Below are 25281 nucleotides of genomic sequence, written 5' to 3'. Positions count from 1 at the left end.
TGCCCCGAAATATAAATTTAGGCTATTATAAATATGGTTTGCCGGAAATAAGAATGAAAAAGAGCTCTGAATCAGTCGTGACTCAAAGCTCTTTTTTATTAATCTTGAATTTTACCGGTAAAACGGCCGACGATGTATGTCAGAACTGCAATGACAATCATAACCGGGAATGTGGTTCCCAAAGGTGTTTCATAGGTCATCACATTTCTGTATAAGACAAACCCGACTAACCAAAGAATCAGGTTGGGAAGGTAAAATTTACGCCCAGATGCATCCTGCTTAAGGAGAAAGTATTGGGTAAAGAGAATCGCGATCATGGGCGTGAAAACCGAACCGATGAGGAACAAGAAGTTCTCATATTCTGTCATAGGTACTAAAATGGCTAATACAATGCCGAGTACCGTGAGGCTGATAGCCGTTGTTTTTTCAGACAATTTCGGAAAAATGCTGACAAAGCTGACACCGGCGGAAAACGCATCGAGATACGTTGTCGTTACGGTGGCAAAGATAATGATTAATAAAGGCCAGAGGCCGAGCCCCGTTTTTAACATAACGGCGGCAATGTCTGTTTCGCCGGCATAAATAGCGGATCCGAGACCGATAATATACATCCAAATGCTGACAATGGTATATGTTAAGGTACTCACTACCGTGGCTGCTACGGGGCGTTTGGCTGTACGTGTATAGTCAGACACGAGCGGTAACCACGATAACGGCATGGCAGCGGCCAGTTCAACGGCGGCACCGAAGGAAAGACCTTGGTCTTCCGTTAACTGTAAAGCACCGGCCACGGCTGAGGACGGATCAAAAATAATGAAACTGAGCCAAATGGTAAGGCAGAATAAGAGTGCTACGGCTACGAGGTTTAAACGGGTAAGATTACTGTAACCGAGGACGAGCCAAAGAATGATGAGAACGCCGATTACGAGGGACCAAACGGCAGTACCCCAAGGTAAAATCGCATTGGTAGCGGCGGCGCCGGTAATAATCATGACGGTAGTCCAACCGATTAATTGCAGTACGTTGGCCAAGGCAAAGCCGGACGCTCCTTGACGGCCAAAGCCGATACGAACGGTTTCCATGGCACTGCGGCGCGTGTTGGCACCGATGAGACCGGCTAAGAAAAATAGAAAACCGCCGATAATATGGCCCAGCAAAATGGCAATGACGCCTTGCTCAAAGCCGAGTGGTGCGAATAACGTGCCTGTAAAAATTTCGGCAATGGATAAGGCGGCGCCAAACCATAAAAGACCGTGAGATAATAATTTCGTTTCAGAAGTAGCTGTACTCATAGAATACCCTTTCTCCGGCATCAAGGGACCATAGGCGGCCAACCGACAATCGGCGCTTTCAGCTATGCTGAGGCGTCAACAAGGGCTTAGGCACGGTCTATAGATTAGGCCTACTGATGCTGTTTTAATTGCGCTAAGGCTCCGGTGCTGCGTAATGTATAGAGCAAAATCCCTGCCAATAGGGAGCCACCTATGGTAGAAATCAAAAAAGGAACCACATAGGTATAAAACGCAATTTGACCGGCCGATTTACCCAAAACGATAATGGCCAGCGGGTAGGCAGAAAGACCGCCAAGAATGCCGGTACCAAATACTTCGGCTAAGAGCGTTAAGAATAGATTGCCGGTACGATTATAGACAATGCCGGCCAAGAGGGCACCCCACATACTGCCCGGAAAGGCGAGTACACTGCCAAGGCCCGTAACGAGACGCAAAGTGCTGGCGCAAAAAGCTACGCCCACCCCGTAATAGCGACCCAATAATACGGCGCAAAGAATGTTAATCATATGTTGTACGGGGGCACATTTACTGATGCCAACGGGAAAGGAAAAGGTGCTGCCTACTACGGCTACGGCCACTAAAATACCGGCCATGGTTACTTTTTTTACATTACTGGTAGATTCGTTCATTACAAACTCCTGTAGCGGTCGAGACTTACTGGTCTCCTCTCACGCCGGAACACGGCTTCCCTTCGCTGTAATGACAGCTGTCGGGCGCTCCCCCGCCAGCCGGTCTGTTTTGACAGACAGCATAAAAAAACAGAGGCACCAATACGGTGCCTCCGTGAGAAAGTCGCTATAACATCTTCCTACGACGGCATTATCCGTACAGGTATAAGGGTCGAAGTTTGATGACTTCCTCTCAGCCTACGTTCATAAGCTCCCCTGAATTTTCTAACGTGATTATAGCACAGGCGGCGCATGCTTGCAATGTTTTATTGTCAGACCGTTTGAAAATAGGGTGAGAATGTTTTATAATAAAGCGGATATATTACACCTGAAAAAGGAGGGGGAGATACTATGAATATCGATGTTTTACCGATTGGGGCGGACGATGTGAAAACATTGCGCGACTTATCGATGAGAACATTTTCAGAAACATTTAGGGATGAGTACACTGACGAAGAGTTCGACACCTATTTTAATACCTCGTTGGCGGAAGCAACGTTACAAGCGGAGCTAACTGATTCCGAATCACAACACTTTTTTGCCGTAGTAGACGGCCAGCCGGTCGGTTTTTTGAAAGTTAATGTAGGCCGTGCGCAAACTGAGCAGGAATTGCCACATGGTTTTGAAGTACAGCGTATTTACGTATTGGCTGATTACCAAGGACTCGGCCTTGGTAAACTTCTCTTTGAAAAGGCTCTGCAATTAGCGACCCAAACAGACTGTGATTATGTTTGGCTCGGTGTGTGGGAACATAACTACAAAGCTCAGAAATTTTATGCTAAATTCGGTTTTGAAAAATTCGGGGAGCATACCTTTGTGGTAGGTGATTCGAACGATACGGATTGGCTCTTGCGTCGTTCGGTGGCAAGTATCCGTGAAGAATTGAACAAATAGAGTTTTCATGCGACTTAAATTATTCAAGTCTGCCTGAATGATCAAGTGAGATTAAAATTTAATAGGCAATATGGCAATACCCCTGAATCCATAGGACTCAGGGGTATTTTTATAAGGGTTAGGCATTGCGTGTAAAAATTTTATGCATGAGGTTATTGTCTATTAGCCGGATATTAGGCTTTTAACGGTTTTTTCAAAATAGCCAATAATAAAGCGGTCACAACAGAGCCTACTAAGATAGCCAATAAGTACATGAGCGGGTTGCCGATGGTAGGTACTACGAAAATACCGCCATGTGGAGCGCGCAAGGTACATTCAAAGGCCATGGATAAAGCACCGGCTACAGCTGCCCCAACGATACAGGATGGAATTACGCGAACCGGATCGGCTGCGGCGAATGGAATAGCTCCTTCGGTGATGAAGGAGAAGCCCATAACATAGTTGGTAATACCGGATTTACGTTCAGCCGGAGTGAAGCGATTAGGGAAGAACGTTGTGCAAAGGGCGATAGCCAATGGAGGCACCATACCGCCGGCCATAACGGCCGCCATAACACCGTATTCGCCGGTAGCGAGAAGACCTGTGCCGATTACATAAGCCGCTTTATTTACCGGACCACCCATATCAACGGCCATCATGCCGGCAAAGATGATACCGATAACGATACGGCTGCTGGTGTCCATGCTCTTCAAGGCGTTCATCAAGCCTTCGTTAAGTGCACCAACAGGTGGGTTAATAATGAAGGTAATGATGATACCCATGAAGAGTACCCCCAATACCGGATAGAGTAAAACCGGTTTGATACCTTCCAAAGATTGTGGTAAGCCGGAGAAAACTCGTTTTAATAAGAGCATGAGATAACCGGCCACAAAACCTGCCAAGAGGGCGCCGAGGAAACCGGAACCGCCTGCGTTGGCGAGATAACCGCCGACGAAACCGACGGCAAGACCCGGACGGTCGGCAATACTCATGCCGATGAAACCGGCTAAGACCGGCAACATGAAGCTGAAGGAGGCACCGCCGATTTTCATGAAGAAGGCGGCCAGTTCCGTACCGGAACCGAATTTACTTGGGTCGGCCGGATTGAAGTCGTCGAATAAGAAGGCGAGGGCAATAAGGATACCGCCGCCAATAACGAACGGTAACATATGGGATACGCCGTTCATCAAATGTTTGTAAATCTGGCGACCGAAGCTGTCTTGGGCGGTAATGGCATTTTTGTCGGCTTTTTCTTCGCCTGCTTCGAAGATTGGCGCCTTGCCGGACGTTGCTTCTTCCAATAATTCTTTGGCTTTATTGATGCCGTCGGCTACTTTTACCTGAATGAGCGGTTTGCCGTTAAAACGCTCCATAGGAACGCTCTTGTCGGCTGCCACAATGATACATTCCGCATTTTTGATGTCTTCGGCGGTGATGGCGTCTTTAACGCCGGCTGCACCGTTTTGTTCTACTTTAATGGTAATGCCCATGTCAGCAGCTGTGCGGGTTAAGGCTTCAGCGGCCATAGCGGTATGAGCGATGCCGGTAGGGCAAGCGGTTACTGCCAGTACGCGATAAGAGCCGTCGGCAGCTTTAGCCGGCATTGCTTTTGGTGCTTTTGCCGGTTGTTGAGCCTCTTGTTTAGCGTTAGGCGCAGCGGTAGCGGCTGTGGTTACGTTTTGTTCCACAATAGCTAATGCTTCCGTTTCTGTCATTTTCGGTTTGAATTGGTCTGCTTCTTTTACATCAATTAAAGCGAGGAATCCTTCAACGGTTTGTGCTTTGATGAGCGCTTCTTTAAATTCGGGATCCATGATGAGGGTTGCTAAGTTGGCAAGAACCTGCACATGGGTATCGGCTTGCCCTTCCGGGGCGGCAATCATGAAAAATAGGCGGGTCGGTTCGCCGTCCAGGCTTTCGAAGTCCATGCCTTCCGGCACCGTCATAGCGGATAGGCCCGGTGCTTTTACGCCGATACTTTTAGCATGCGGGGTAGCAAGCCCCATGCCGAGACCGGTGGAGCCGGATTCTTCACGAATCAATACATCTTTGATGTACTGTTCTTTATTTTTTAAATTACCGCTTGCATCCATCAATTCGGCCAGTTGGCGAATGGCGATATCTTTGTTGGTCGGATGGGCGTTCAATTGAATTGATTGCTTCTGTAGTAAATCCGTAATTTTCATGATATTACTCCTTCTCCAATAATGCTTCTACTTGTTCACGATTTGCGAGCCACTCTTCAAAGGCGGACGCTGAACCGGCGGCGACGCCCATAGCCAGGGCTTTGTCATATTGGCCATCCGATTCGATATAGCCGGCCAAGAAACCGGCCACCATGGAATCACCGGAACCTACGGAATTGACGAGTTTGCCTTTCGGTACGGGGCTGGTTCGTACCTCGCCGTTAGCATCAACTAATACGGCTCCGTCAGCGGCTCTTGATACGAGGACGTTCTGAGCACCTTTGGCCTGTAATTGGCGGGCGGCTTCGATGATGTCTTTTTCCGTTGTAAATTTTGTATGGAATACACTTTCTAATTCGTGATGATTCGGCTTAATTAAAAACGGTTTTAAATCGAGTACATTCATGAGTAAATCTTGGGTGGCATCGACGATGATGCGAATATTGCGAGCGCTGAGGCGCTCCATGATATCACGATAGGTTGTTTCCGGAAGTCCTTTGGGAATGCTGCCGGAGAGAACTAAGGTATCACCGCTCTCTAACGTATCAAGCTGTTTGTAGAGCTTAGCCATGGCGTCTTCGGTGATAACCGGACCTTGCGCATTGATTTCTGTTTCACCGTTGCTCTTTAATTTCACATTGATGCGGGAATACCCTTTTTCAAGTCGAATAAAGGCTTCTTCACAACCTTCTTCGCGCAGTTGACGAACGATTTCATCGCCCGTAAAACCGGCAATGAAGCCTAAGGCTGTGTTCTCGTGGCCTAAATGACGCAACATAATGGATACATTAATCCCTTTACCGCCGGCTACGATGAAGTCTTCATAGGTGCGATTAACGCCGTTTGCTTCAAAGCCGTTAACGCGCATGACATAGTCGAGGGACGGATTAAAAGTAACCGTGTAAATCATGGCTCTACCTCCTTAATTTCAGTATAGTTATGATAAGCACCTTTTACTTTAGTTGTAATAATCGTTGCACTTTCCAATGGGGCAAACGTAACAGACGATATTTTGTCAAATTTTGACGAATCACAAAGTACGTAAGCACGATGACATTTATGAATCGCTTTGGCTTTGATAGCTGCTTCGGCCGGATCCGGTGTACTGAAACCGCCTTTTATGCTGACGCCGTTGGTTCCGAAGAAGCCTTTGGTAAAATTAAAAACATCTAATTGTTGTAAAGCTGTGTCGCCAATGATGGCACCGGTAACCGCTTTTACCTGACCACCAAGGAGAATGACACGACGATAACGGGCTGCCAGCGCTGCTGCATGAGATGTGCCGTTTGTGACAAAGGTTACATTTTTAGCATTTACAAAAGGTAACATCATTTCCGTCGTGGTGCCTGCATCGATAAAGACGAAGTCGTGCTCTTCAATGAGAGTGGCTGCTGCTTGGGCAATCGCCGTTTTTTCATCAGTAAACAAATTGGCTTTCGTCGACATATCGGGTTCGGTGGTGAAATAGTCTACATCGCAACTTACAGCGCCGCCGTGCACCTTTTGTAGTAAGCCCTTCTGATGCAGTTCGGTTAAATCGCGACGAATCGTGGCCGCGGAGGAATCAAGGTCTTGCACCAACTCCTGTACGGTAACGGCCCGTTTAGTCCGTAACCGTTCGAGAATTAAGGATTGCCGTTCTTCTGATAGCATGGGAATCTCCTCTGTGTAACATCACATATATTTTATTAATTATATTAGTATTTTGCTTAATTATGGTTTATCTTAACTATAATATAATCATAATCGCTCATTTAGTCAATGATGAATGACGTTTTTTGAACAAATGTAATCAATAGTGGTAAAAACGATGATTGAATGCCTTTTGGGTATATTAAAAATGCAATTTTTAAAAATCTTTCGATTAAATTATAAACCATACTAAAATGGTTCGAGTTGACAATAACCCCTTGGCGTGATTAAATTAAATCAAAATCAATTTGTTAACCACGTGTTAACAAATAGGGTAATAATAGAGGAAGGGATGTTATTATGGCACAACTCGAATCAAAGAGTAAGGGCTTATTTGTATTGGGCACGGGAACGGATATCGGCAAGACATTCATTACCGGCCTTTTGGTGAAAACATTGCGAGACGGTCAATATAAGGCCGGTTATTATAAAGCGGCGGTCAGTGGTGCGCCGTCAATTGCAGCCAGTGATGCGGGTTATGTGAAAAAAGTGGCCGGCATTGATGTACCGGACGAAGATTTATTATCTTATTTATATGATCATGCCGTATCGCCTCATTTGGCAGCTCAATGGGAAGGTCATCCTCTTGAAAAAGCCGTAGTAGAAGCGGCTTTTGCGAAAGCAAAAGAAAACTTCGAATACGTCACCATGGAAGGTAGCGGTGGCATTATGTGTCCATTGCGCTATGATGAAACGGCACATATTTTTCTGGAAGACGTTATCCAATGGTTCAATTTGCCGACCTTGTTGGTAGCTCATGCCGGATTGGGTACGATTAATGCTACGGTCTTGACCATCGAATACTTGCGGGCTCGTAATATTCCGGTTAAAGGGGTTATTTTAAACTTCTATACGGATAGCCCGATGGAACGGGATAATAAGCTGATGATTGAAGAATTAACGGGCGTACCGGTAATTGCTTGCGTACCGGAAGGGGCTAAGGACTTAGGTGTTTCCGCGGATACGTTAGCCGCCTTATATGACGAAGTGTAAGCAATATTTTTTTCAAACAGCAACATGTAAGGGTTATATATAAGTTTTTACATATTAAGTTAGGTTACGTATTAGTTAAGTTAGGCGCGTATCAGGCTGCGAATACAGTTAACATACGTAATGATTAGGTATAGGTATTTAGAGGTAAAAGGAGTTCAACATGAGTTCACAGGTGTGGGTTGAAAGAGATTTAGCGCATATTTGGCATCCTTGTTCACAAATGAAGGATTATGAAACATTGCCGCCCATTGTTATTGACCATGGCAAAGGTTCGTATTTATATGATGTAGACGGCAATGAATATATCGATATTATCAGCTCTTGGTGGTGTAATTTATTGGGGCACTGCAATCCGAAAATCAATGCGTCCATCAAAAAACAGCTGGATACATTGGAACATGTTATTTTTGCTAATTTGAGTCATAAACCGGCTATTACCTTGGCGGAAGAGTTGACTAAAGTATTGCCAAAAGGACTCAACAAATTACATTTTAACGACAATGGCTCCGGTGCCGTTGAATGCGCTCTTAAAGTGGCTTTCCAGTATCAATATCAAACGGGGCATCCGGAACGTCAGAAATTCATGTGTCTCACTGAAAGTTATCACGGGGAAACCATGGGTGCTTTGGCTGTTGGCAGTATGGATTTATTTGCTAAAATGTATCAGCCAATGCTGATGGAAACAATCCATACGGAAGCGCCGGATTGTTTCCGTTGCCCATATAATAAGACGCGTGAAACCTGTGGCTGCGAATGTTTCGAGCATATGGAAGAAAATTTCGCCAAACATAGTCATGAATTGGCGGCTGTTATTGTGGAACCAATCGTACAGGGCTGTGCGGGTATGCGTATCTATCCGCCATTGTATTTGAAAAAATTACGTGCTCTTTGCGATGAATACGGCGTCCTTCTTATTGCGGATGAAATTGCCACCGGTTTTGGCCGTACGGGCAAAATGTTTGCGTGCGACCATGCCGGCATTACACCGGATATCATGACCATTTCCAAAGCCTTGACCGCCGGTTATATGCCGATGTCCATCATGGCTGTTACCGATAAGATTTATGATGCCTTCTATGCCGATTATTTCGAGTACAAAGCGTTTATGCACAGTCATACCTATGCGGGCAATCCATTGGGGTGTTCAGCTGCGCTGGCTACTTTGGATATTTTGCAAAACGACGGTGTCTTAGCGGCGGCGCAAGATAAAGCGGTCTTCTTGCACAATGCCTTGGAAGATGCATTGGGTAAACATCCGAATGTGGGTGAAATTCGTCATATCGGACTCATTAATGCCATTGAATTGGTTAAAGATCCGGCAACGAAAGAACCATTGCCAAGCAAAGCACGTACAGGCTATCAGATATACAAAAAAGCATTGGACCATGGTTTATTGCTTCGTCCATTGGGTGATGTGCTCTACTTCAATCCGCCGCTCAATACGGATAATAAGACATTGACTGATGCCATCGATCGTACGGTGGAATCCTTTGCCGATGTATTAGGAAAATGAGAGGCCCCCATATTAGGTAAATGAGAGGCCGATATATTATGAAAATGAGATTATATCTCAAGATAATATGCATCTGAAAATAGGCTATTATTCGTAATTGGTATTTGTCACAGGAACAAAATAAGAGTACTCTATATATAGAAAATATTAGAATTGATATAAATTATCAATAGGAGGACTTTTATGAGCAATGTGCGAGTAACGAATATTCACGAAAATGAAGTGGAATGGCGCTCAGAACAAGAGGCGTGGAATAATCGTTCCGAATTTTTTGTGGAATTACATGACAAACAAGAACGTGCTGCGCAAGTTACGAATTTTATAGATTTTTTGAAAAAACATAACTTGTTACCGGTTCCGGGCGGTCGTACCCTCGATGTAGGCTGCGGTGTCGGTGACTACTCCTTGGGCCTTGCCAAACTGGGGTATCAGGCTACGGGCATCGATTTATCGAATGGTATGATTGCGGGCGCTCGTAAAATAGCGGAAAAAGAAGATCTTGATTTGGACCTTTACGTAGGTCCGTGGAGTGAAACCACTCGTGAAGAACTCGGCTGGGAACGTCAATTTGATTTGAGTTACAGCTTTTTCTGTCCTGTTATGTTTGACATGAACAATATTGAAGCATTGACCAAGACAAGCCGCAATGCCTGCTTGTTCGTTGGTTTTGCCGGTCGTCAGGACACTATCGTGGACGCTTTATATGAACACTTTTACGGTCAAAAAGACGACTTCAAATGGCAGGCTAATGTAGATGATGTTATTGCTACGGTTAAAAAAGTTGGCCAAGACGTGGCAGTGGAATATGTAAACGTGCCGGAAGTGGAATTTTTCACGGAAGAAGAAGCCCTTCGCTACTTTACTATGCGCCTTCATTCGGAAGAATGGGGTACGGAAGAAGCTATGCGTGCTGAAATTTTGCCTTTATTGGCGCCGTATCGCACGGAAGACGGCCGCATTCGTAATACATCGGAAGATAAGGTTGCGTGGGTTTCCTGGCGCGTTAAATAGCCTTAATTTACAAATAAATTAAATAAAGCCACGGTAGCCGAAGATGATTACGGCTTACTGTGGCTTTTTGTAGTGGTCTGAATGATAGCAGTTCAGACCATTTTCACTTTTTTAGACTTGAAAACTCAGTCTAAGTGGGTATAATGTTGTGTATGCTAAACAAATCGATATAGTTTAGTATGGATATTAGCATGACACTAGCATGCCCATTAGCATGGATATTTTATAATGTAACTTTTGATTTATTTAGGTTTTAATTTATATAGAAAGAGGCTAATTATGAGACTACTGAATAGAACATTGGCCATGTTAGGCCTGGTAGGTACATTGAGCCTATCATTGTTAGCGCCTGTACAGGCAGCGGATTATTGGTATTATGTAGGTGCCGACATTCATGATAACACAACATCCATCGACAACAGCAGCGTCGACAAAGAAGACGATGTAGCCCAACTTTGGATTCGTGTAATTCAACCGGGTGGAGACTATTATTTTGAAAAAATGGAAATTAAGAAGAATGAACGCACCATCCAAACCTTGGATATGCAGTATTTCCATCAAACCGGCATCGCTTACGATAAAAGCGAATACACTTATGATTCCAAACCGGCCGCCATTCAGGCAGGCACTATCGGCGAATCGCTGTATAATTTAGTGTGGGGTGCCAAGTAATAAATGATTTTGCATATTTTCCTGACGACGGTTCTGCCTATATTATTATTGGTCCTCATCGGCTATTTTATGGATAAAAAATTCCACATGGACCTTGATACACTCAGTAAAATGAACTTCTATGTGGTGGCGCCGGCATTTTTGTTTACGAATACATACAGTTACAACGTGACCGCTGAAAGTGCCCAAGTAGTGTGGCTCACGGTGATTGGTTTTGCGGCCACCTGGCTGGCCAGTTTGGTTTTTGAAAAAATGTTGGGCCTGTCCCGTGAAAAAAGCGGTATCTTCCGCAATGCGGTACTCTTTAATAACTGCGGTAACATTGGTGTGCCGCTTATTGTATTTATCTACTCCAATGAACCGTTTTTACAAGACGGCTCGCCTATATGGCTGCAGGCGGCTATCGCCATTCAAATCGTTGTCTTTGTTTGGCAAAACATCGTGACCAACAGCCTTGGCTTTTATTTTGCGGGACAGGGCAAAATGAGTAGCACTGATGCGGTCAAATTAGTTTTTAAAATGCCGATTATTTACGCCGTAGCCTTGGCTTTAATTTGTAATTTCGGTAAAATTCCCGTGGATCAAACATTCTTTTGGCCCGTCCTTACCAATGTGAGTAACGCTCTCGTCATGGTGGCCCTCTTTACTTTGGGCGTACAACTGGCCAGAACCCCGTTCAACTTCTTTAATCGCGACGTTATGTGGGGTAGCGCGGTCCGTTTGATTGTGGGACCATTAATGGCTTGGCTCGTTATTTGGCCCTATGAACTCATAGCCGGCCCCGTTTCGGAACTCGTTATGCAAGTCCTCGTTATCTCCGCGGCTGTGCCGGCCGGCGTAACCACAGCACTCATTGCGGGCGTACTTCGTACCGAAACTGAATACGCCACCCAACTAGTCGTCGCCACCACCGTGCTGTCGGCCGTTACATTGCCGATAGTAATTTTATTAGTTAAGTAAAACACGCGAGCTTTTTTGCGAAGGCCGTGATGCAATTTCTAAGGCTTGGTTTTGCGCAGCAAAAAGACTCTCAGAAATTGTATCACGGCCTTCTTTTCGCAGAAAACCTCTCGCCGTTTTATAACGGGGAGAGGGACTTTGCGCAAAGCCCCTGATGGAGTGTTCTACGTCGCTAAAAACAGACATAAAGTACTCTGGGAAGAAGAAATGGAGAGGTCCACATCTAAGGGTCTTTTTTGCTTGCAAAACCAAGCCTCTATCTCCCACCAACGCCGGTAAGAACAGGCATAAAGTTCTTTGCGCAAAGCCCCTGATGGAGTGTTCTACGTCGCTAAAAACAGACATAAAGTACTCTGGGAAGAAGAAATGGAGAGGTCCACATCTAAGGGTCTTTTTTGCTTGCAAAAACCAAGCCTTAGATGTGGAGCCTCTCCATTCTTTATAAGTTTATGCTGTTTTTAGCTCTGATGTAGAGCCCATCAGGAGCTTAAGGACGAACCTTATGCCGTTCTTACCAAGTCCCCATCCACGTAATAATAATGGCATTGACGAAGTCAATCAAGAAGGCACCAACGAGTGATACGATGAGCCAAGCTTTAGGGGACGGACCGTATTTTTCAGCCAAGGACTGCATGTTGGCAAGACCGTTGGCAGTAGCACCCATGGCAAAACCGATACCGCCTACGCCGAGCATAACGCCGTCGTAGTTTTTACCAAAGAGCAAGAAGTAACCGAGCCATGCGAAGACAATCATGAGAAGTGTCTGAGCAAGGAGGATGACTACGAGCGGTAAAGCCAAGTGAATCAATTCGTAGAGTTTCAAGCTGTTGATAGCCATGGTAACGTAAACTGTTAAGGCTACTTCGGATACTACATTGAGGCCGCCGCCTTGTACACGATACATACCGGAGAAATCGCCGATGTTACGGATAACAGCTGCTACGAGCATGGCACCGATGTAAGCAGGTAAGGTAATGATGGTGTTGAGGTACGCACTAAGTACGGCACCGAGACCTACGGCTACGAATACGAAGCCGGCTGCTTTTAATACGCCGTTTACGTCGGTTGTTTCTTCTTCTTCAAGAATAGACATATCGAATACATGCGGTTCCAATTGAGCTGCTGCCGGATTATCAGTATCGGCTGCCGGAATATTTTTAGTTGCATTTGGCGTTGTGGCCGGATCGATATGTTGTGTACCCGGTGTTTTAATTTTGTAGTGTTTGATTAAGAATTCGCCGAAAGGTCCACCGAGTACGAGGGCTACTACCATCCCGAAGGTTGCTGCTGTGATGGCAACGGTTGTGGCACCCGGAATACCGTAAGTGGTTTCAAAATATGGACCGAAGGCTGCCGAGGTACCGAGACCACCCATGAGGGAAACAGCACCGGCCAAGATGCCGTAGTGGAAGTCAATGCCCATGGCACCGGCAATGGACATACCCAAGAGGTTCTGAACAAAACCGAGAATGGAAGATACAATTAAGTATAAGATGAGAGCTAAGCCACCGTATTTGATGAGTTTTAAGCTGGCCATCATACCGATGGTGGTAAAGAATACTAAGAGGGCTACGGTAGATAAGGTGTTGTCAAAATCTACTTGTAGAATTCCGTATACACGCAAACCGGAAAGGATAAAAGCGAACGGTAGACCACCGATTACCGCAGTCGGTAAGCTGAGTTTTTGAAATACGGGAACTCGGTTTTTAATCCATAAACCGATGAAATACGTCACAAATGCGAGTGCGACCGCTTGTACGCTACTGATTTTGACTGTCAAGACTTCTGCGCCCATAAACAACGCCTCCTTTAAGCAAGCTGACTCCCTTATTAAAAGGGGCTTCATAATACAGGTGGGTAACCGTAGTAGTTGAATTAATTGGAATAATGATGGCATCCGGTATTATGAAACTGGAAAATGATGAGTACGGAAGGAGAGTTTTACGAGTGAAAAAGCCCTTCCTTTAATAAATATTTCAACTTGATAATATTATACTATGTGATTGCGTAAAAATACAATAAAATTTCAGTAAACTTCTATGTATACAAAAATCATGAGAATGCATTTAAGCCGATATATATTAGAATTCGTGCCTTAGTTCTTATAAAATATATTATATTATAAATTCTATATGTTGTTTATTTGTGCATAAAATATAACTAATTATACACATAAAAACAAATGTAGTTACCTTAAAAACACAATAAAATAAATAAAAGTAGAGTATATAAGGACATTTTTATATACTCTACAAAATGTATAAATGTATAGAAAATTTTGTATATTACTGTTGGTCTAAATAGAGGATAAGGTCTTTCAAATATTTTGTACCGGTTACTAAATCCTGAATGTCGATGGCTTCGGCCGGGTTGTGGCTTACGCCGGCGCGACAAGGAATGAAAATCATGCCTACATCGGTGTAATCACCCCAGTTCATGGCATCGTGGCCGGCACCGCTGGAGAGGGTCATATAATTGTACTGTTTAGCTTGAGCCACCGTTTCCATGGCTTTAATCATAGAGTCTTTGACCATGAGCGGGATTTCATCGGCGATTAGCGTGGTGTCGATAGGAATCTCGCGTTGGGCGCCGACTTGTGAAATGGCGTGCAGAATGTCTTGGGTAGCGCGCGTTTTGGCTTCGGCGGAAATGCTGCGAATGTCGAGACCTAAGGTTACTTCGCCGGGGATGACGTTCATGACACCTGGCGTGGCTTCGATAACACCGACGGTAGCTACGACCGGAATAGGTTCGCTGTTTTGAGCAATCCGTTCGGCAGCAAGGATGATTTCGGCGGCTGTACACAGACCGTCGTGGCGGTGATTCATAGGCGTGGCTCCGCTATGACCGGCGGTGCCGTGAATATGCACCTTATAGCGTGTGGGTGCAGCGATACCGGTTACGATACCTATGGTGTGGTTTGTTTTTTCGAGAACAATGCCTTGTTCGATATGAAGTTCTAAAAAGGCTTTTAGGGGCGTCGTAAATTTTGCATGAGGAAGGGTATCCGGATTAAAGCCGCGTTCTTTGAGTACTTCATAGAGACTGAGTCCCTTTTTATCGCGCAATGTTTGCAAACGATCGAGACTCAATTGACCGCGCATAGCCTGGCTTCCCAAAGTGGCACTGCCAAAGCGGCTTGATTCTTCGCACATGAAGAGGACAATATCAAGCGGATGCTCCGGCATTTCTTTTGATTCTTTTAAATCGGTGATAACTTCCAGGGCGGCCACGATACCGGCAAGACCGTCGTAGTTACCGCCTTGGGGCACGCTGTCGGTATGGGACCCCATCATGATGGCCGGGGCGTCGGGATTATGACCTTCGTAACGGCCGATGACATTGCCGAAGTCATCGATGCGTAAGCTTAGACCAAGCTCTTTCAGCTGTTTTATGAGATAGTTCCGTCCCTGCCAATCCTCATCAGTAAAGGCAATGCGATTGATTCCCGGCACACCTTCGATGGTGCTTATGGTTTGCATGGCGTTGAGATGTGCTAATAGGCGTTCTTTATTAATCATGGGGGCCTCCACAAATTAAAAATTGAATAATGATTTATAGTTAGCAAAAAAGCAGTATTTAATTCAATTGTGAGTTAAATACTGCTTTCATATTTGCGGATATATTTTGCTAAGAACGTTTAGAAATTCTTGCAAAATCTTTTGGCTATAAAGCTATTTTTTAAAATCTGTATTTACGACGATAGGAATGCGGTGTTTCCGAAGTAGCTTCTTTGAAAACCTTGCAGAAGTAGCTGGTTCGATTATAGCCCAGATTACGAGCAATGGATTCGATAGATGAGTCAGAACCGCGAAGCATCAATTTGGCCTGTTCCAATTTGCGTTCATTAATATATTGCACGAGGGACATGCCCGTTTCTTGTTTAAAGATTTTGGACAAATAGGATTCACTTAAGTAAACGTGGGAGGCAATATCCCGTAGTGAAGGGTTGTTGTTTAAATGCTTGTCGATATAAACAAGAGCCCTTTTTATTTCCGGACGATACGACGTTTTCATATGATGCTGTACATCGGATTTACTGCTTTGTAATTCAGGAATATCAAGACTGCGGTTTAATATGTCCGGGAAATAATGGCCGGCCATAAGGTTCAATACTTTAGAGGCACTATTTATTTCTTCCGTAGAATAAATGGGCAATTGACGGTAATACATTTTGGCCGTTGTGTCGTTTTGCCAATCACTGCGTGCTGCAATTTGTGGCAACTGCGGATCCGTTACGGCTGTTTGACCGGCACAAATAAAGCCCAGTAAATGACCTTCATGAATTACGGGCACAGAAAAGTCTACAATGCCTGCATGACAGCGATAAGCAGACGGGCAATGTCCTTTGGATGCTTCGAGGCCGCCATAGGCGTCGCAATAGGCGCAAAGACGCGACAATGTAGGATGACTGCGAATATACTTGCAAAAATTACTGAAGTTGTATTTGCACGAAAGCACACGACCGCGCAAATCTACATATACGGCTGCTAATTCCGTAATGTTTGTAAAATCACGCATGATCTCATTAATCATGGTTGTTTCTGTCTTAAAATTACCGGTTGGCATCGTTGCCACCCCTCTCTCTTTTCTGTTTGTATGGGCGTACAAAACAAAAGGATTAAAAAATAGTAATACAACAAATAACTAAAACTCATGATAAACACAGAACTTACTGAGGTTTTATGATTAATCGTTATACCAATTATAACAAAAAATTGTTAAAAGTAGAACAAAAAAATCAAAATTCGTAAAAATGTGTTAAAAAATGGAATACTAGTATTTTGTATAATTAGCGTATACAGAAAACCGCAAAATGTGGTGAATATTTGAATTTTTATTTTTTGTTTTATGTGCGCCCAAGATAGGAGATGAATTGTATGTCGCAAGAAGCACTAGGTATGGTTGAAACTAAAGGCTTAGTCGGTGCTATTGAAGCCGCCGATGCCATGGTAAAGGCCGCCAATGTAGCCCTCGTGGGAACTGAAAAAATTGGTTCCGGTCTCGTAACCGTTATGGTACGAGGCGATGTAGGTGCCGTAAAAGCATCTGTCGATGCCGGTGCAGCAGCTGCCGAACGAGTAGGGCAAGTTGTCTCGACGCATGTAATTCCACGGCCTCACAAAGATGTGGAAAGCGTTATCTTAAAGGAAAAAGGTGAAGCTTAATGAGTAATACGGATCAAATGGTTGATGAGATTTTGAAACGCGTTTTACAAAAAGCCGATAACTTATCGGCAGCCACCCCGAATCAAAGTGAAAGCAAAGGAGCGGAACAAATTATGGCGAACAGTTGCAGTTTAACAGAATTCATTGGCACGGCAAAATTTGGTGATACTATCGGTTTAGTAATCGCTAACGTGGATCAACAAGTATTGGATGCCATGAAATTAACAAAAAAATATCGTTCAATCGGTGTTGTAGGTGCTCGTACCGGTGCCGGCCCTCACATTATGGCCGCTGATGAAGCCGTAAAAGCTACCAACACTGAAATCGTAAGCATCGAACTCGCGCGCGACACTAAAGGCGGCGCCGGTCACGGTTCCTTAATCGTATTCGGTGGCGACGACGTTTCCGACGTAAAACGTGCCGTTGAAGTAACGCTTAAAGAAGTTGAACGTACTTTCGGCGACGTATACGCTAATGAAGCAGGCCACATCGAATTACAATATACAGCTCGCGCAAGCCATGCTATTAACACCGCATTCGGCGCTCCTGAAGGCAAAGCATTCGGCCTTATCGTAGGTGCTCCGGCAGCTATCGGCGTGGTAATGGCTGATGTGGCTGTAAAAGCAGCTAACGTAGACGTTATCGGCTATGCATCTCCTGCAAACGGCACAAGCTTCTCCAACGAAGTAATTTTACAGATCTCCGGTGATTCCGGTGCAGTTCGTCAGGCTGTTATTACAGCTCGCGAAATCGGTAAAGAATTATTAGGCACTTTAGGTAGCGAACCTAAAAATGATGCTCCTTCTTACATTTAACTTCGATAGAAAGGAAGCTTGACATATGAGATCAAAACGTTTTGAAGTATTAAGCAAACGCCCTGTTAACCAGGATGGTTATGTAAAAGAATGGGTGGAAGAAGGCTTTATAGCCATGGAATCGCCGCAGGATCCTAAACCTAGTATCCGCATTGAAAACGGTCGAATTGTAGAACTTGACGGCAAACGTCGTGAAGATTTCGACTTGATTGATACATTTATTGCTAATTATGCAATCCGCTTGGAACGTGCTGAAGAAGTTATGGCTATGGATTCCCGCAAAATCGCCAACATGATTTTGACACCAACCGTACCTCGCAGCGAAATCGCCAGTCTTGCAAAATCCATGACTCCGGCCAAAATGGTTGAAGTAGTAAGTAATTTCAACGTTGTTGAAATGATGCAATGTATGCAGAAAATGCGTGCTCGTCGCACCATGGCTAACCAGGCTCACGTAACAAACGTTAACGATAACCCGGTTCAAATCGCTGCTGATGCGGCTGAAGGTGCACTTCGCGGTTTTGCCGAAGAAGAAACAACCGTAGCGGTTGCTCGTTATGCACCGCTTAACGCTATCAGTATCTTGGTAGGTTCCCAAGCCGGTCGTCCGGGCGTATTGACTCAATGCTCCTTGGAAGAAGCTACTGAATTGGAACTCGGTATGCGCGGTTTCACAGCGTATGCTGAAACAATTTCCGTATACGGCACTGAAGATGTATTCACCGATGGTGATGACACTCCATGGTCGAAAGCATTCTTAGCATCCGCTTATGCTTCCCGTGGTTTGAAAATGCGTTTTACTTCCGGTACAGGCTCTGAAGTTCAGATGGGTCAAGCAGAAGGTAAATCCATGTTATACCTTGAAACTCGTTGCCTCTACATTACTAAAGGCGCCGGCGTACAAGGTATCCAAAACGGTTCTGTAAGCTGTATCGGTATTCCGGCAGCTGTACCTTCCGGTATTCGTGCGGTATTGGCAGAAAACTTGATCGCTGCTATGCTCGACCTCGAATGTGCATCCAGTAATGACCAGACATTCAGTCATTCCGACTTACGTCGTACGGCTCGTACACTCATGCAGTTCTGCCCTGGTACTGACTTCATCTGTTCCGGTTACAGCTCCACGCCAAACTATGACAACATGTTTGCCGGCTCCAACTGGGATGCGGAAGACTATGATGACTGGACAATCATTCAGCGTGACCTCAAAGTTAACGGCGGTTTGAAACCGGCTACGGAAGATGCTGTAGTAGCTGTTCGTAATAAAGCAGCTCGTGCGCTTCAAGGTTTATTCGCTGAACTCGGCTTACCGGCTATTACCGATGAAGAAGTAGAAGCTGCTACTTATGCTAACGGTTCCAAAGATATGCCGCCTCGCGATAAAGTAGCTGACATCAAAGCAGCTGCCGATCTTATGAATCGCGGCGTTACCGGTATTGACTTTGTAAAAGGTCTTGCTAAACGCGGCTTCAATGATTTAGCCCAAAGCGTTCTTAATTTGTTGAAACAGAAAATTGCCGGTGACTACTTACAGACATCCGCTATTTTTGACGATAAATTCAATGTAATTTCAGCAATTAACAATCCTAACGACTATGCCGGCGTTGGCACAGGTTATCGTTTGGAAGGCGAAGATTGGGAAGTAATTAAAAATATTCCTAACGCAATCGATCCGCGTGATATTTAAGGAGGCATCAATATGGCTGAAGTTAATGAGCAAGTTTTACGCGCACTGATTATGGAAGTGCTTAAAGAAATGGGTAGCGCCAGCAAGCCTGTTACTTTTGCCGGTTCCTCCGAAACGGCGGCTCCGGCTCGTCCTAAAGAAGAGGACGTAGATGATACTTGGATTCAGACCGGCGGCCCGGCTGAAGCCCATACATCACCTGATGAAGTGGTTATTGCTGTAGGTCCTGCATTCGGTCGCAGCCAACGCACGACTATCGTAGGCGTACCACATCGCAATGTAATCCGTCAACTCGTTGCCGGTATTGAAGAAGAAGGCTTAAAAGCTCGTGTAGTTCGTGTATATCGTTCGTCCGACGTAGCAGCCGTAGCCGTTGAAGGCGACCGCTTATCCGGTTCCGGCGTTTGCATCGGTATTCAATCCAAAGGTACTACCGTAATTCACCAACGTGATTTACAACCGTTATCCAACTTGGAATTATTCCCACAAGCACCATTGCTTACGGAAGAAGTATACCGCGCCATCGGTAAAAACGCAGCTAAATACGCTAAGGGCGAATCCCCTAATCCGGTAGCTACGCTTAACGATCAAATGGCACGCCCTAAATATCAAGCGTTGTCAGCCCTTTTACACATTAAGGAAACAAAACGAGTGGTTAAAGGTAAACCGGCTGATGAATGCCGCGTAAGCCTATAAGGAGGCCTTTATGAGTCAAGATATGGAAGCGATGATTCGCAAAATTTTAGAAGATATGCAAAAGGGAACCCCTTCTCCGGTAAGTGCCGTAGCTCAGACAAGCACAACCGAACACGTTGCTACAGTAGCGGATTACCCAATTGCTAAAAAACATCCTGAATGGATTAAAGTGGGCAATCGTTCCTTAGATGATATTACCTTGGATGCCGTTATGGCCGGTCAGGTTTCTATGGATGATATGCGTATCAGCCCTGAAATCTTAAAAGCACAAGGTCAAATCGCTAAAGCCGGCGGTCGCGATCAGATTGAATACAACTTCTCCCGCGCTGCTGAAATGACTAAAGTAGGCGATAAACGCTTATTGGAAATGTACAATGCCCTTCGTCCATACCGTTCCTCCAAACAGGAATTATTGGCTATGGCTGATGAACTTGAAAAAGAATACGGTGCTGTAATTTGCGCTGAATTCGTTCGTGAAGCGGCTGAAAACTATGAAAAACGTAAGAAATTGAAAGGTGATAACTAAGAGTTAGGAGTTTTGTGTATGAAGCGAGTCGTTGGTATTGATATAGGTAATTCCACAACAGAATCAGCGTTAGCGGAAATCCACGAGTCCGGTGAAGTTCGTTTTCTCGGATCGGCGATTGCCAATACGACCGGGATCAAAGGAACTAAGGATAATATTCAAGGACTCTTTGAATCGCTTCGTCAACTGGTTGCCAAAACGGGCCTGTCCCTTAAGGACATTGACTTAATTCGTATCAATGAAGCTACCCCGGTTATTGGCGATGTGGCGATGGAGACGATTACAGAAACGATTATTACCGAATCAACCATGATTGGGCATAATCCGAAAACTCCGGGCGGTCTAGGTATCGGTGTGGGCTATACGGCTCATATCCTACAATTGCTGGATAAACCTATGTCGGATGATTATATTGTAGTCGTACCGAAAGAAATAGATTTTCAGCTTGTAGCCGAATTGATTAATGCGTATGTAACAAAAGGCTATCGCATCAAGGGCGCTATCTTGCAGGCCGATGACGGCGTGCTCGTAGCCAACCGTTTGCAACAGCCGATTCCGATTATTGATGAAGTAGCCTATGTCGATAAAGTACCGCTTGGTATGTTGGCTGCAGTGGAAGTAGTAGAACCGGGTAAAGTAATTTCCCAATTGTCTAATCCTTACGGTATTGCTACAGTTTTCAACTTGACAGCGGATGAGACCAAGAACATAGTACCTATCGCCAGAGCACTTATCGGCAATCGTTCGGCGGTGGTTATTAAAACCCCTGCCGGTGATGTCAAAGAACGTGTAATCCCTGCCGGGTCCATTGTGGCATCCGGCGACGGACGTACCGTATCCATCGATATTTCAGCAGGTGCCGAACAGATTATGGCTACCCTTGGTCAAGTGTCCCACATCGACAATGTATGCGGTGAAGCGGGCACGAATGTGGGCGGTATGCTGGAACGAGTTCGTCAGACTATGGCGGACTTAACCAATAAATCACCAAATGATGTTTTTATTGAAGATTTACTGGCAGTAGATACATCGGTACCGATTAATGTGAAAGGCGGCCTTGCCGGTGAGTTCTCTATGGAACAGGCCGTGGGCATTGCCTCCATGGTTAAATCGGATCACTTACAGATGGAAATTATCGCCAAAGAAGTAGAACGGGAGCTTAAAATCCCTGTAGAAATCGGCGGTCAGGAAGCTGAATCGGCTATTCTCGGGGCTTTGACTACACCGGGTACGGAAACGCCGTTGGCAATTCTGGATCTCGGGGCAGGCTCTACCGATGCTTCGATTATGTCACCTGACGGACGGGTTACGGCTATTCACTTAGCCGGAGCCGGCAATATGGTAACAATGTTGATTAACTCTGAATTGGGACTGGAAGATATCCATTTAGCTGAAAGCATTAAGAAATTCCCATTAGCCAAAGTAATCAGCGTGTATCATATCCGCCATGAAGACGGCAATGTGCAGTTTTTTAAAGATCCGTTACCGGCCGATTTATTCGCCAAGACGGTAATTGTAACCGACGAAGGACTCGTACCTATCGAAGGGGACCAATCAATGGAAAAAATCAAGATTGTCCGTCAAACTGCGAAGGAACGTGTTTTTGTAACCAATTCCCTGCGAGCCTTACGGGCTGTAAGCCCAACGCACAATGTGCGTGATATTCCTTTCGTAGTTATTGTAGGCGGTTCGGCTTTGGACTTTGAAGTGCCGCAGCTCGTAACGGATGCGTTGTCTCATTATAATCTGGTAGCCGGTCGCGGCAATGTGCGCGGCACCGAAGGGGCACGTAATGCGGTGGCCACCGGCTTGATTCTATCGTATGCCAAAGAGCGGAGGGGATAAATTATGGAGGTTATCATTGCACCTAAACCGACCATTATGATTTATCACCACCCCAATGTATCAGTGGAAACTATTCAGGATCTCTTGTTCGGCATTGAAGAAGAAGGCATTCCCTATAGCTTAGAGGCACGTGCCGCAAGCGATGATATATTGCTTATGGCTGATGAAGCCTCTCATGCATCGGCCTTATCCGTAGGAGTAGGCTGCAGTGCTGATACTTTGGTGTTAAGTTATAAAAACTTACCGCCTCATCAATTTATATATCGTTTGCGTAATTATAAACAAGCAAAACAAACTATGCGAGCGTTAGGGGCCAATGCAGCTCGCCTGGTAAAAGGCAATCCTTTTAAAACCGACCCCGGATTGGAGGTGGCATTTTGAAAGAAGCATTAGGACTCTTGGAAGTAGCAGGCCTCGCAGCGGCCATTAAAGCGGCTGACGTGATGGTGAAAGCAGCTAATGTAACGATTTTGAACGTGGAAAAAGCACGTGGCGGCGGTTGGATGACCGTTAAAGTAACCGGTGATGTAGGCGCGGTTCAGGCAGCTGTACAAGCCGGGGTAGCCCAAGCTAAACACGAACGTCATTACATTGCTCATAAGGTAATTCCAAGACCGGCTGAAGGCATTGACGCAATGCTGTTAAGCGGTGGCGGTAAACCGGTATTGAACCCTCAGGCAACGGAAGTTGTGAAGGAGGACATACCGACTCCCGCTGAAAAAACCGAAGTAAAACCGGTGGCGGCTACTAAAGTAGCGGCACCTGGTAAGGCACCGGCCAAAGCTGAGGCTAATACAACAGCTTCTACGGCTAAACCGGTGAAGCGTACACCGGCTAAAGCAACCGAAGCGGCTAAACCGGCTGAAACTGCTAAAGCAGAACCGGTAAAAGCAGCAACTTCGACGGCGACAAAAGCGCCGGCTAAAGCGGCCGAACCGGTTAAACCGGTTGAAACTGCCAAAACTGAGGCGTCTGACACAAAACCAACCGCAACCACCAAGGCGGCACCTTCCGTTGATACAACGAAAGAAGCCTTGCTGCAGGTTGTAAAACCAACGCCAAAGAAACGGCCGAGTCGAGCTAAAACAACTACAAAACCAAAAGAATAACCCAAAAGGTAAGTACTTTGGTTAAAACACAAGATTTACAGATAAGCAGGATCCATTAAAGGAGGATTTATAATGAATAATGCATTAGGCATGGTAGAAACAAAAGGTTTAGTAGGCGCTATTGAAGCAGCCGATGCTATGGTAAAAGCAGCTAACGTAACATTGACCGGTTATGAAAAAATCGGTTCCGGTTTGGTAACTGTAATGGTTCGTGGTGATGTAGGCGCTGTTAAAGCCGCTGTTGATGCAGGTTGCGCAGCAGCTGCTAAAGTGGGCGAAGTTGTATCCACTCATGTAATTCCACGCCCTCATAGCGATGTAGAAAGCATCTTGGTTAAATAAGGCCATTGCTTTTTATAAAACACTTGAATTAGTAACACTGATTACAGATTAACTAATTAGCAAAGGATAACCTATGATGGATAAAGATGCTTTAAAAGAGCTGATTCGCCAGATTATCCAAGATGTGCAGACGCCGGAAATCCCAATTGGGATTTCCAATCGTCACATTCATCTCAGTCAAGCCGATTATGACCGTTTATTCCCTCATGTGACCATACAGTCCAAGAAACAATTAAAACAACCCGGTGAATTTGCGGCTGAACAAGTGGTAACTATTGTGGGTCCAAAGAATGAAATCGGTAAAGTTCGTTTATTGGGACCGCTTCGCAAAGCATCGCAAGTGGAAATTTCGCAAACTGATGCTCGTATGCTGGGCGTAAAACCACCGATTGTGTTATCCGGTCAGCTTGATAAAGCGGTGCCGATTACCTTAAAAACGGAATTCGCTCAAATTACGATTCCTTGCTGTATCATCGCCAAGCGTCATATCCATGTGAATGCCGATGATGCGCCAAAGTTGGGTGTAAATAATGGCGATACCGTAAAGGTACGAGTTGTGACACCGGAACGAACGACTGTTTTCGAAGATGTTATCATTCGCGTTTCCCCTGATTATGTGACGGAAATGCATTTAGATACGGACGAGGCGAATGCGGCACAAGTGGATGCTCATACGATGGCGAAAATAGTACGGTAGGAGGCAAGTATGCGCAGTATTGAAGAAGTAAATCAACTATTGGCCGCTTTTAATCAATGCGTTGAGGAAGGAGCGACACGCACAATTTCAGAAAAGGAAGCTGATACCTTACGGGTCGGCGTCGATCTTGGCACATCGTCCATCGTTCTTGCCGTAGTTGATGCGGGCGGTCAACCGGTATACGGTGCTTTTGAATACGCGCAGGCCGTAAGAGACGGCTTAGTGGTAGATTATGTGGGGGCGGTTACCATAACTCGGCGTTTAAAAGCAAAAGCCGAAGCGGAACTGGGTTGCTCCTTAACGAAAGCAGCAGCGGCCGTACCGCCCGGTACTTTAGGCAAAAACAAAGACGTGGTAAGTCATGTCCTTGAAGGCGCTGATTTTGAAGTAACCGCCATATATGATGAACCGACGGCAGCCGCCTTGGTACTTGATATGGTAAATGGTGCTGTAGTCGATGTGGGCGGCGGCACGACGGGAATTACCGTGATTAAACGGCGCAAAGTGAGTTACACCGCCGATGAACCGACCGGCGG

General features: G+C 45.3%; 26 protein-coding genes and 1 riboswitch. Of the genes, 17 read left to right on the top strand and 9 right to left on the bottom strand.

Features of this window, described 5'->3' with window-relative positions; genetic code table 11:
- Window positions 1–98: 98 nt before the first annotated feature.
- Both cytX and thiW read right to left on the bottom strand, forming a co-directional pair.
- Window positions 99–1292 carry a putative hydroxymethylpyrimidine transporter CytX gene (cytX, locus tag QZL64_RS12630; protein ID WP_021842318.1) on the bottom strand — a complete coding sequence of 398 codons (1194 nt, stop codon included), beginning with the start codon at window positions 1290–1292 and terminating at the stop codon, window positions 99–101.
- A gap of 110 nt (window positions 1293–1402) precedes the next feature.
- Window positions 1403–1921: an energy coupling factor transporter S component ThiW gene (thiW, locus tag QZL64_RS12625; protein ID WP_021842317.1), complete on the bottom strand. Its 519-nt coding sequence runs from the start codon at window positions 1919–1921 to the stop codon at window positions 1403–1405.
- Window positions 1922–2080: 159 nt separating this feature from the next.
- Window positions 2081–2188, bottom strand: a riboswitch (TPP riboswitch).
- A 123-nt stretch (window positions 2189–2311) separates the two neighbouring features.
- Here thiW and QZL64_RS12620 point away from each other — a divergent pair.
- Complete coding sequence (locus QZL64_RS12620) at window positions 2312–2854, top strand: GNAT family N-acetyltransferase (RefSeq protein ID WP_021842316.1); 543 nt, start codon at window positions 2312–2314, stop codon at window positions 2852–2854.
- Between the two features lie 173 nt (window positions 2855–3027).
- On the opposite strand, the gene QZL64_RS12615 is transcribed toward QZL64_RS12620, so the two are convergent.
- From QZL64_RS12615 to QZL64_RS12605, 3 genes are read right to left on the bottom strand one after another with little or no spacing between them, the layout of a single operon-like run.
- A complete protein-coding gene (locus tag QZL64_RS12615) occupies window positions 3028–5019 on the bottom strand; it encodes a PTS fructose transporter subunit IIABC (RefSeq protein ID WP_021842315.1) in 1992 nt (663 codons plus the stop codon).
- 4 nt (window positions 5020–5023) lie between these two features.
- On the bottom strand, window positions 5024–5929 hold the full coding sequence (gene pfkB, locus QZL64_RS12610; protein ID WP_021842314.1) for a 1-phosphofructokinase: 906 nt from the start codon (window positions 5927–5929) through the stop codon (window positions 5024–5026).
- Entirely contained in the window at window positions 5926–6672 is a 747-nt protein-coding gene (locus QZL64_RS12605; RefSeq protein WP_021842313.1) for a DeoR/GlpR family DNA-binding transcription regulator, read from the bottom strand. The genes pfkB and QZL64_RS12605 overlap by 4 nt, the downstream gene beginning before the upstream one ends.
- Before the next feature lie 339 nt (window positions 6673–7011).
- Here QZL64_RS12605 and bioD point away from each other — a divergent pair, with 339 nt between their 5' ends.
- The 5 genes from bioD (at window position 7012) to QZL64_RS12580 (ending at window position 11860) form a co-directional block, all read left to right on the top strand.
- On the top strand, window positions 7012–7704 hold the full coding sequence (gene bioD / locus QZL64_RS12600; RefSeq protein WP_021842312.1) for a dethiobiotin synthase: 693 nt from the start codon (window positions 7012–7014) through the stop codon (window positions 7702–7704).
- 160 nt (window positions 7705–7864) lie between these two features.
- The gene (gene bioA, locus QZL64_RS12595; protein WP_021842311.1) at window positions 7865–9217 is read left to right on the top strand and encodes an adenosylmethionine--8-amino-7-oxononanoate transaminase; all 1353 of its coding nucleotides are present in this window, start codon (window positions 7865–7867) and stop codon (window positions 9215–9217) included.
- A 183-nt stretch (window positions 9218–9400) separates the two neighbouring features.
- Window positions 9401–10228 (top strand): class I SAM-dependent methyltransferase, encoded by an 828-nt coding sequence (locus QZL64_RS12590; RefSeq protein WP_021842310.1) that lies wholly within the window; start codon window positions 9401–9403, stop codon window positions 10226–10228.
- Between the two features lie 279 nt (window positions 10229–10507).
- Window positions 10508–10900, top strand: coding sequence for a hypothetical protein (locus QZL64_RS12585; RefSeq protein WP_021842309.1), 393 nt, complete (start codon window positions 10508–10510; stop codon window positions 10898–10900).
- Window positions 10901–10903: 3 nt separating this feature from the next.
- Window positions 10904–11860 carry an AEC family transporter gene (locus QZL64_RS12580; RefSeq protein WP_021842308.1) on the top strand — a complete coding sequence of 319 codons (957 nt, stop codon included), beginning with the start codon at window positions 10904–10906 and terminating at the stop codon, window positions 11858–11860.
- On the opposite strand, the gene QZL64_RS12575 is transcribed toward QZL64_RS12580, so the two are convergent.
- The 4 genes from QZL64_RS12575 to QZL64_RS12560 form a co-directional block, all read right to left on the bottom strand.
- Window positions 11849–12112 carry a hypothetical protein gene (locus QZL64_RS12575; RefSeq protein ID WP_296309653.1) on the bottom strand — a complete coding sequence of 88 codons (264 nt, stop codon included), beginning with the start codon at window positions 12110–12112 and terminating at the stop codon, window positions 11849–11851. The two genes, QZL64_RS12580 and QZL64_RS12575, sit on opposite strands and share 12 nt — an antisense overlap.
- Window positions 12113–12371: 259 nt before the next feature.
- On the bottom strand, window positions 12372–13655 hold the full coding sequence (locus tag QZL64_RS12570) for a sodium/glutamate symporter (protein WP_021842307.1): 1284 nt from the start codon (window positions 13653–13655) through the stop codon (window positions 12372–12374).
- Window positions 13656–14145: 490 nt separating this feature from the next.
- Window positions 14146–15381, bottom strand: a complete 1236-nt coding sequence (locus QZL64_RS12565; protein ID WP_021842306.1) for a M20 family metallo-hydrolase — start codon at window positions 15379–15381, stop codon at window positions 14146–14148.
- Window positions 15382–15541: 160 nt separating this feature from the next.
- Window positions 15542–16429 (bottom strand): PocR ligand-binding domain-containing protein, encoded by an 888-nt coding sequence (locus QZL64_RS12560; protein WP_021842305.1) that lies wholly within the window; start codon window positions 16427–16429, stop codon window positions 15542–15544.
- Window positions 16430–16740: 311 nt separating this feature from the next.
- On the opposite strand from QZL64_RS12560, the gene QZL64_RS12555 reads away from it, so the two are divergent.
- The 11 genes from QZL64_RS12555 to eutJ all read left to right on the top strand — a co-directional run.
- Window positions 16741–17028, top strand: a complete 288-nt coding sequence (locus QZL64_RS12555) for a BMC domain-containing protein (protein WP_021842304.1) — start codon at window positions 16741–16743, stop codon at window positions 17026–17028.
- On the top strand, window positions 17028–17843 hold the full coding sequence (pduB, locus tag QZL64_RS12550) for a propanediol utilization microcompartment protein PduB (protein WP_021842303.1): 816 nt from the start codon (window positions 17028–17030) through the stop codon (window positions 17841–17843). The genes QZL64_RS12555 and pduB overlap by 1 nt, the downstream gene beginning before the upstream one ends.
- A gap of 25 nt (window positions 17844–17868) precedes the next feature.
- Complete coding sequence (locus QZL64_RS12545; protein WP_021842302.1) at window positions 17869–19530, top strand: propanediol/glycerol family dehydratase large subunit; 1662 nt, start codon at window positions 17869–17871, stop codon at window positions 19528–19530.
- A gap of 12 nt (window positions 19531–19542) precedes the next feature.
- Window positions 19543–20226 (top strand): propanediol/glycerol family dehydratase medium subunit, encoded by a 684-nt coding sequence (locus QZL64_RS12540; RefSeq protein WP_021842301.1) that lies wholly within the window; start codon window positions 19543–19545, stop codon window positions 20224–20226.
- Between the two features lie 10 nt (window positions 20227–20236).
- Window positions 20237–20752, top strand: coding sequence for a diol dehydratase small subunit (locus tag QZL64_RS12535; protein WP_021842300.1), 516 nt, complete (start codon window positions 20237–20239; stop codon window positions 20750–20752).
- 18 nt (window positions 20753–20770) lie between these two features.
- Window positions 20771–22597, top strand: coding sequence for a diol dehydratase reactivase subunit alpha (locus QZL64_RS12530; protein ID WP_021842299.1), 1827 nt, complete (start codon window positions 20771–20773; stop codon window positions 22595–22597).
- A gap of 3 nt (window positions 22598–22600) precedes the next feature.
- The gene (locus QZL64_RS12525) at window positions 22601–22978 is read left to right on the top strand and encodes a glycerol dehydratase reactivase beta/small subunit family protein (RefSeq protein WP_021842298.1); all 378 of its coding nucleotides are present in this window, start codon (window positions 22601–22603) and stop codon (window positions 22976–22978) included.
- Window positions 22975–23706 (top strand): BMC domain-containing protein, encoded by a 732-nt coding sequence (locus tag QZL64_RS12520; RefSeq protein ID WP_021842297.1) that lies wholly within the window; start codon window positions 22975–22977, stop codon window positions 23704–23706. The genes QZL64_RS12525 and QZL64_RS12520 overlap by 4 nt, the downstream gene beginning before the upstream one ends.
- Window positions 23707–23778: 72 nt before the next feature.
- Complete coding sequence (pduA, locus tag QZL64_RS12515; RefSeq protein ID WP_006555510.1) at window positions 23779–24048, top strand: propanediol utilization microcompartment protein PduA; 270 nt, start codon at window positions 23779–23781, stop codon at window positions 24046–24048.
- Window positions 24049–24121: 73 nt separating this feature from the next.
- Window positions 24122–24745 (top strand): phosphate propanoyltransferase, encoded by a 624-nt coding sequence (pduL, locus tag QZL64_RS12510; protein ID WP_021842296.1) that lies wholly within the window; start codon window positions 24122–24124, stop codon window positions 24743–24745.
- A 9-nt stretch (window positions 24746–24754) separates the two neighbouring features.
- A partial coding sequence (eutJ, locus tag QZL64_RS12505) for an ethanolamine utilization protein EutJ (RefSeq protein ID WP_296309650.1) occupies window positions 24755–25281 on the top strand: 527 nt, incomplete at its 3' end.

Origin of the sequence: Veillonella sp. CAG:933, from assembly GCF_000431435.1 — a bacterium.
Lineage (GTDB): Bacteria > Bacillota > Negativicutes > Veillonellales > Veillonellaceae > Veillonella_A.
This window is presented reverse-complemented; position numbering and strand designations above follow the sequence as displayed.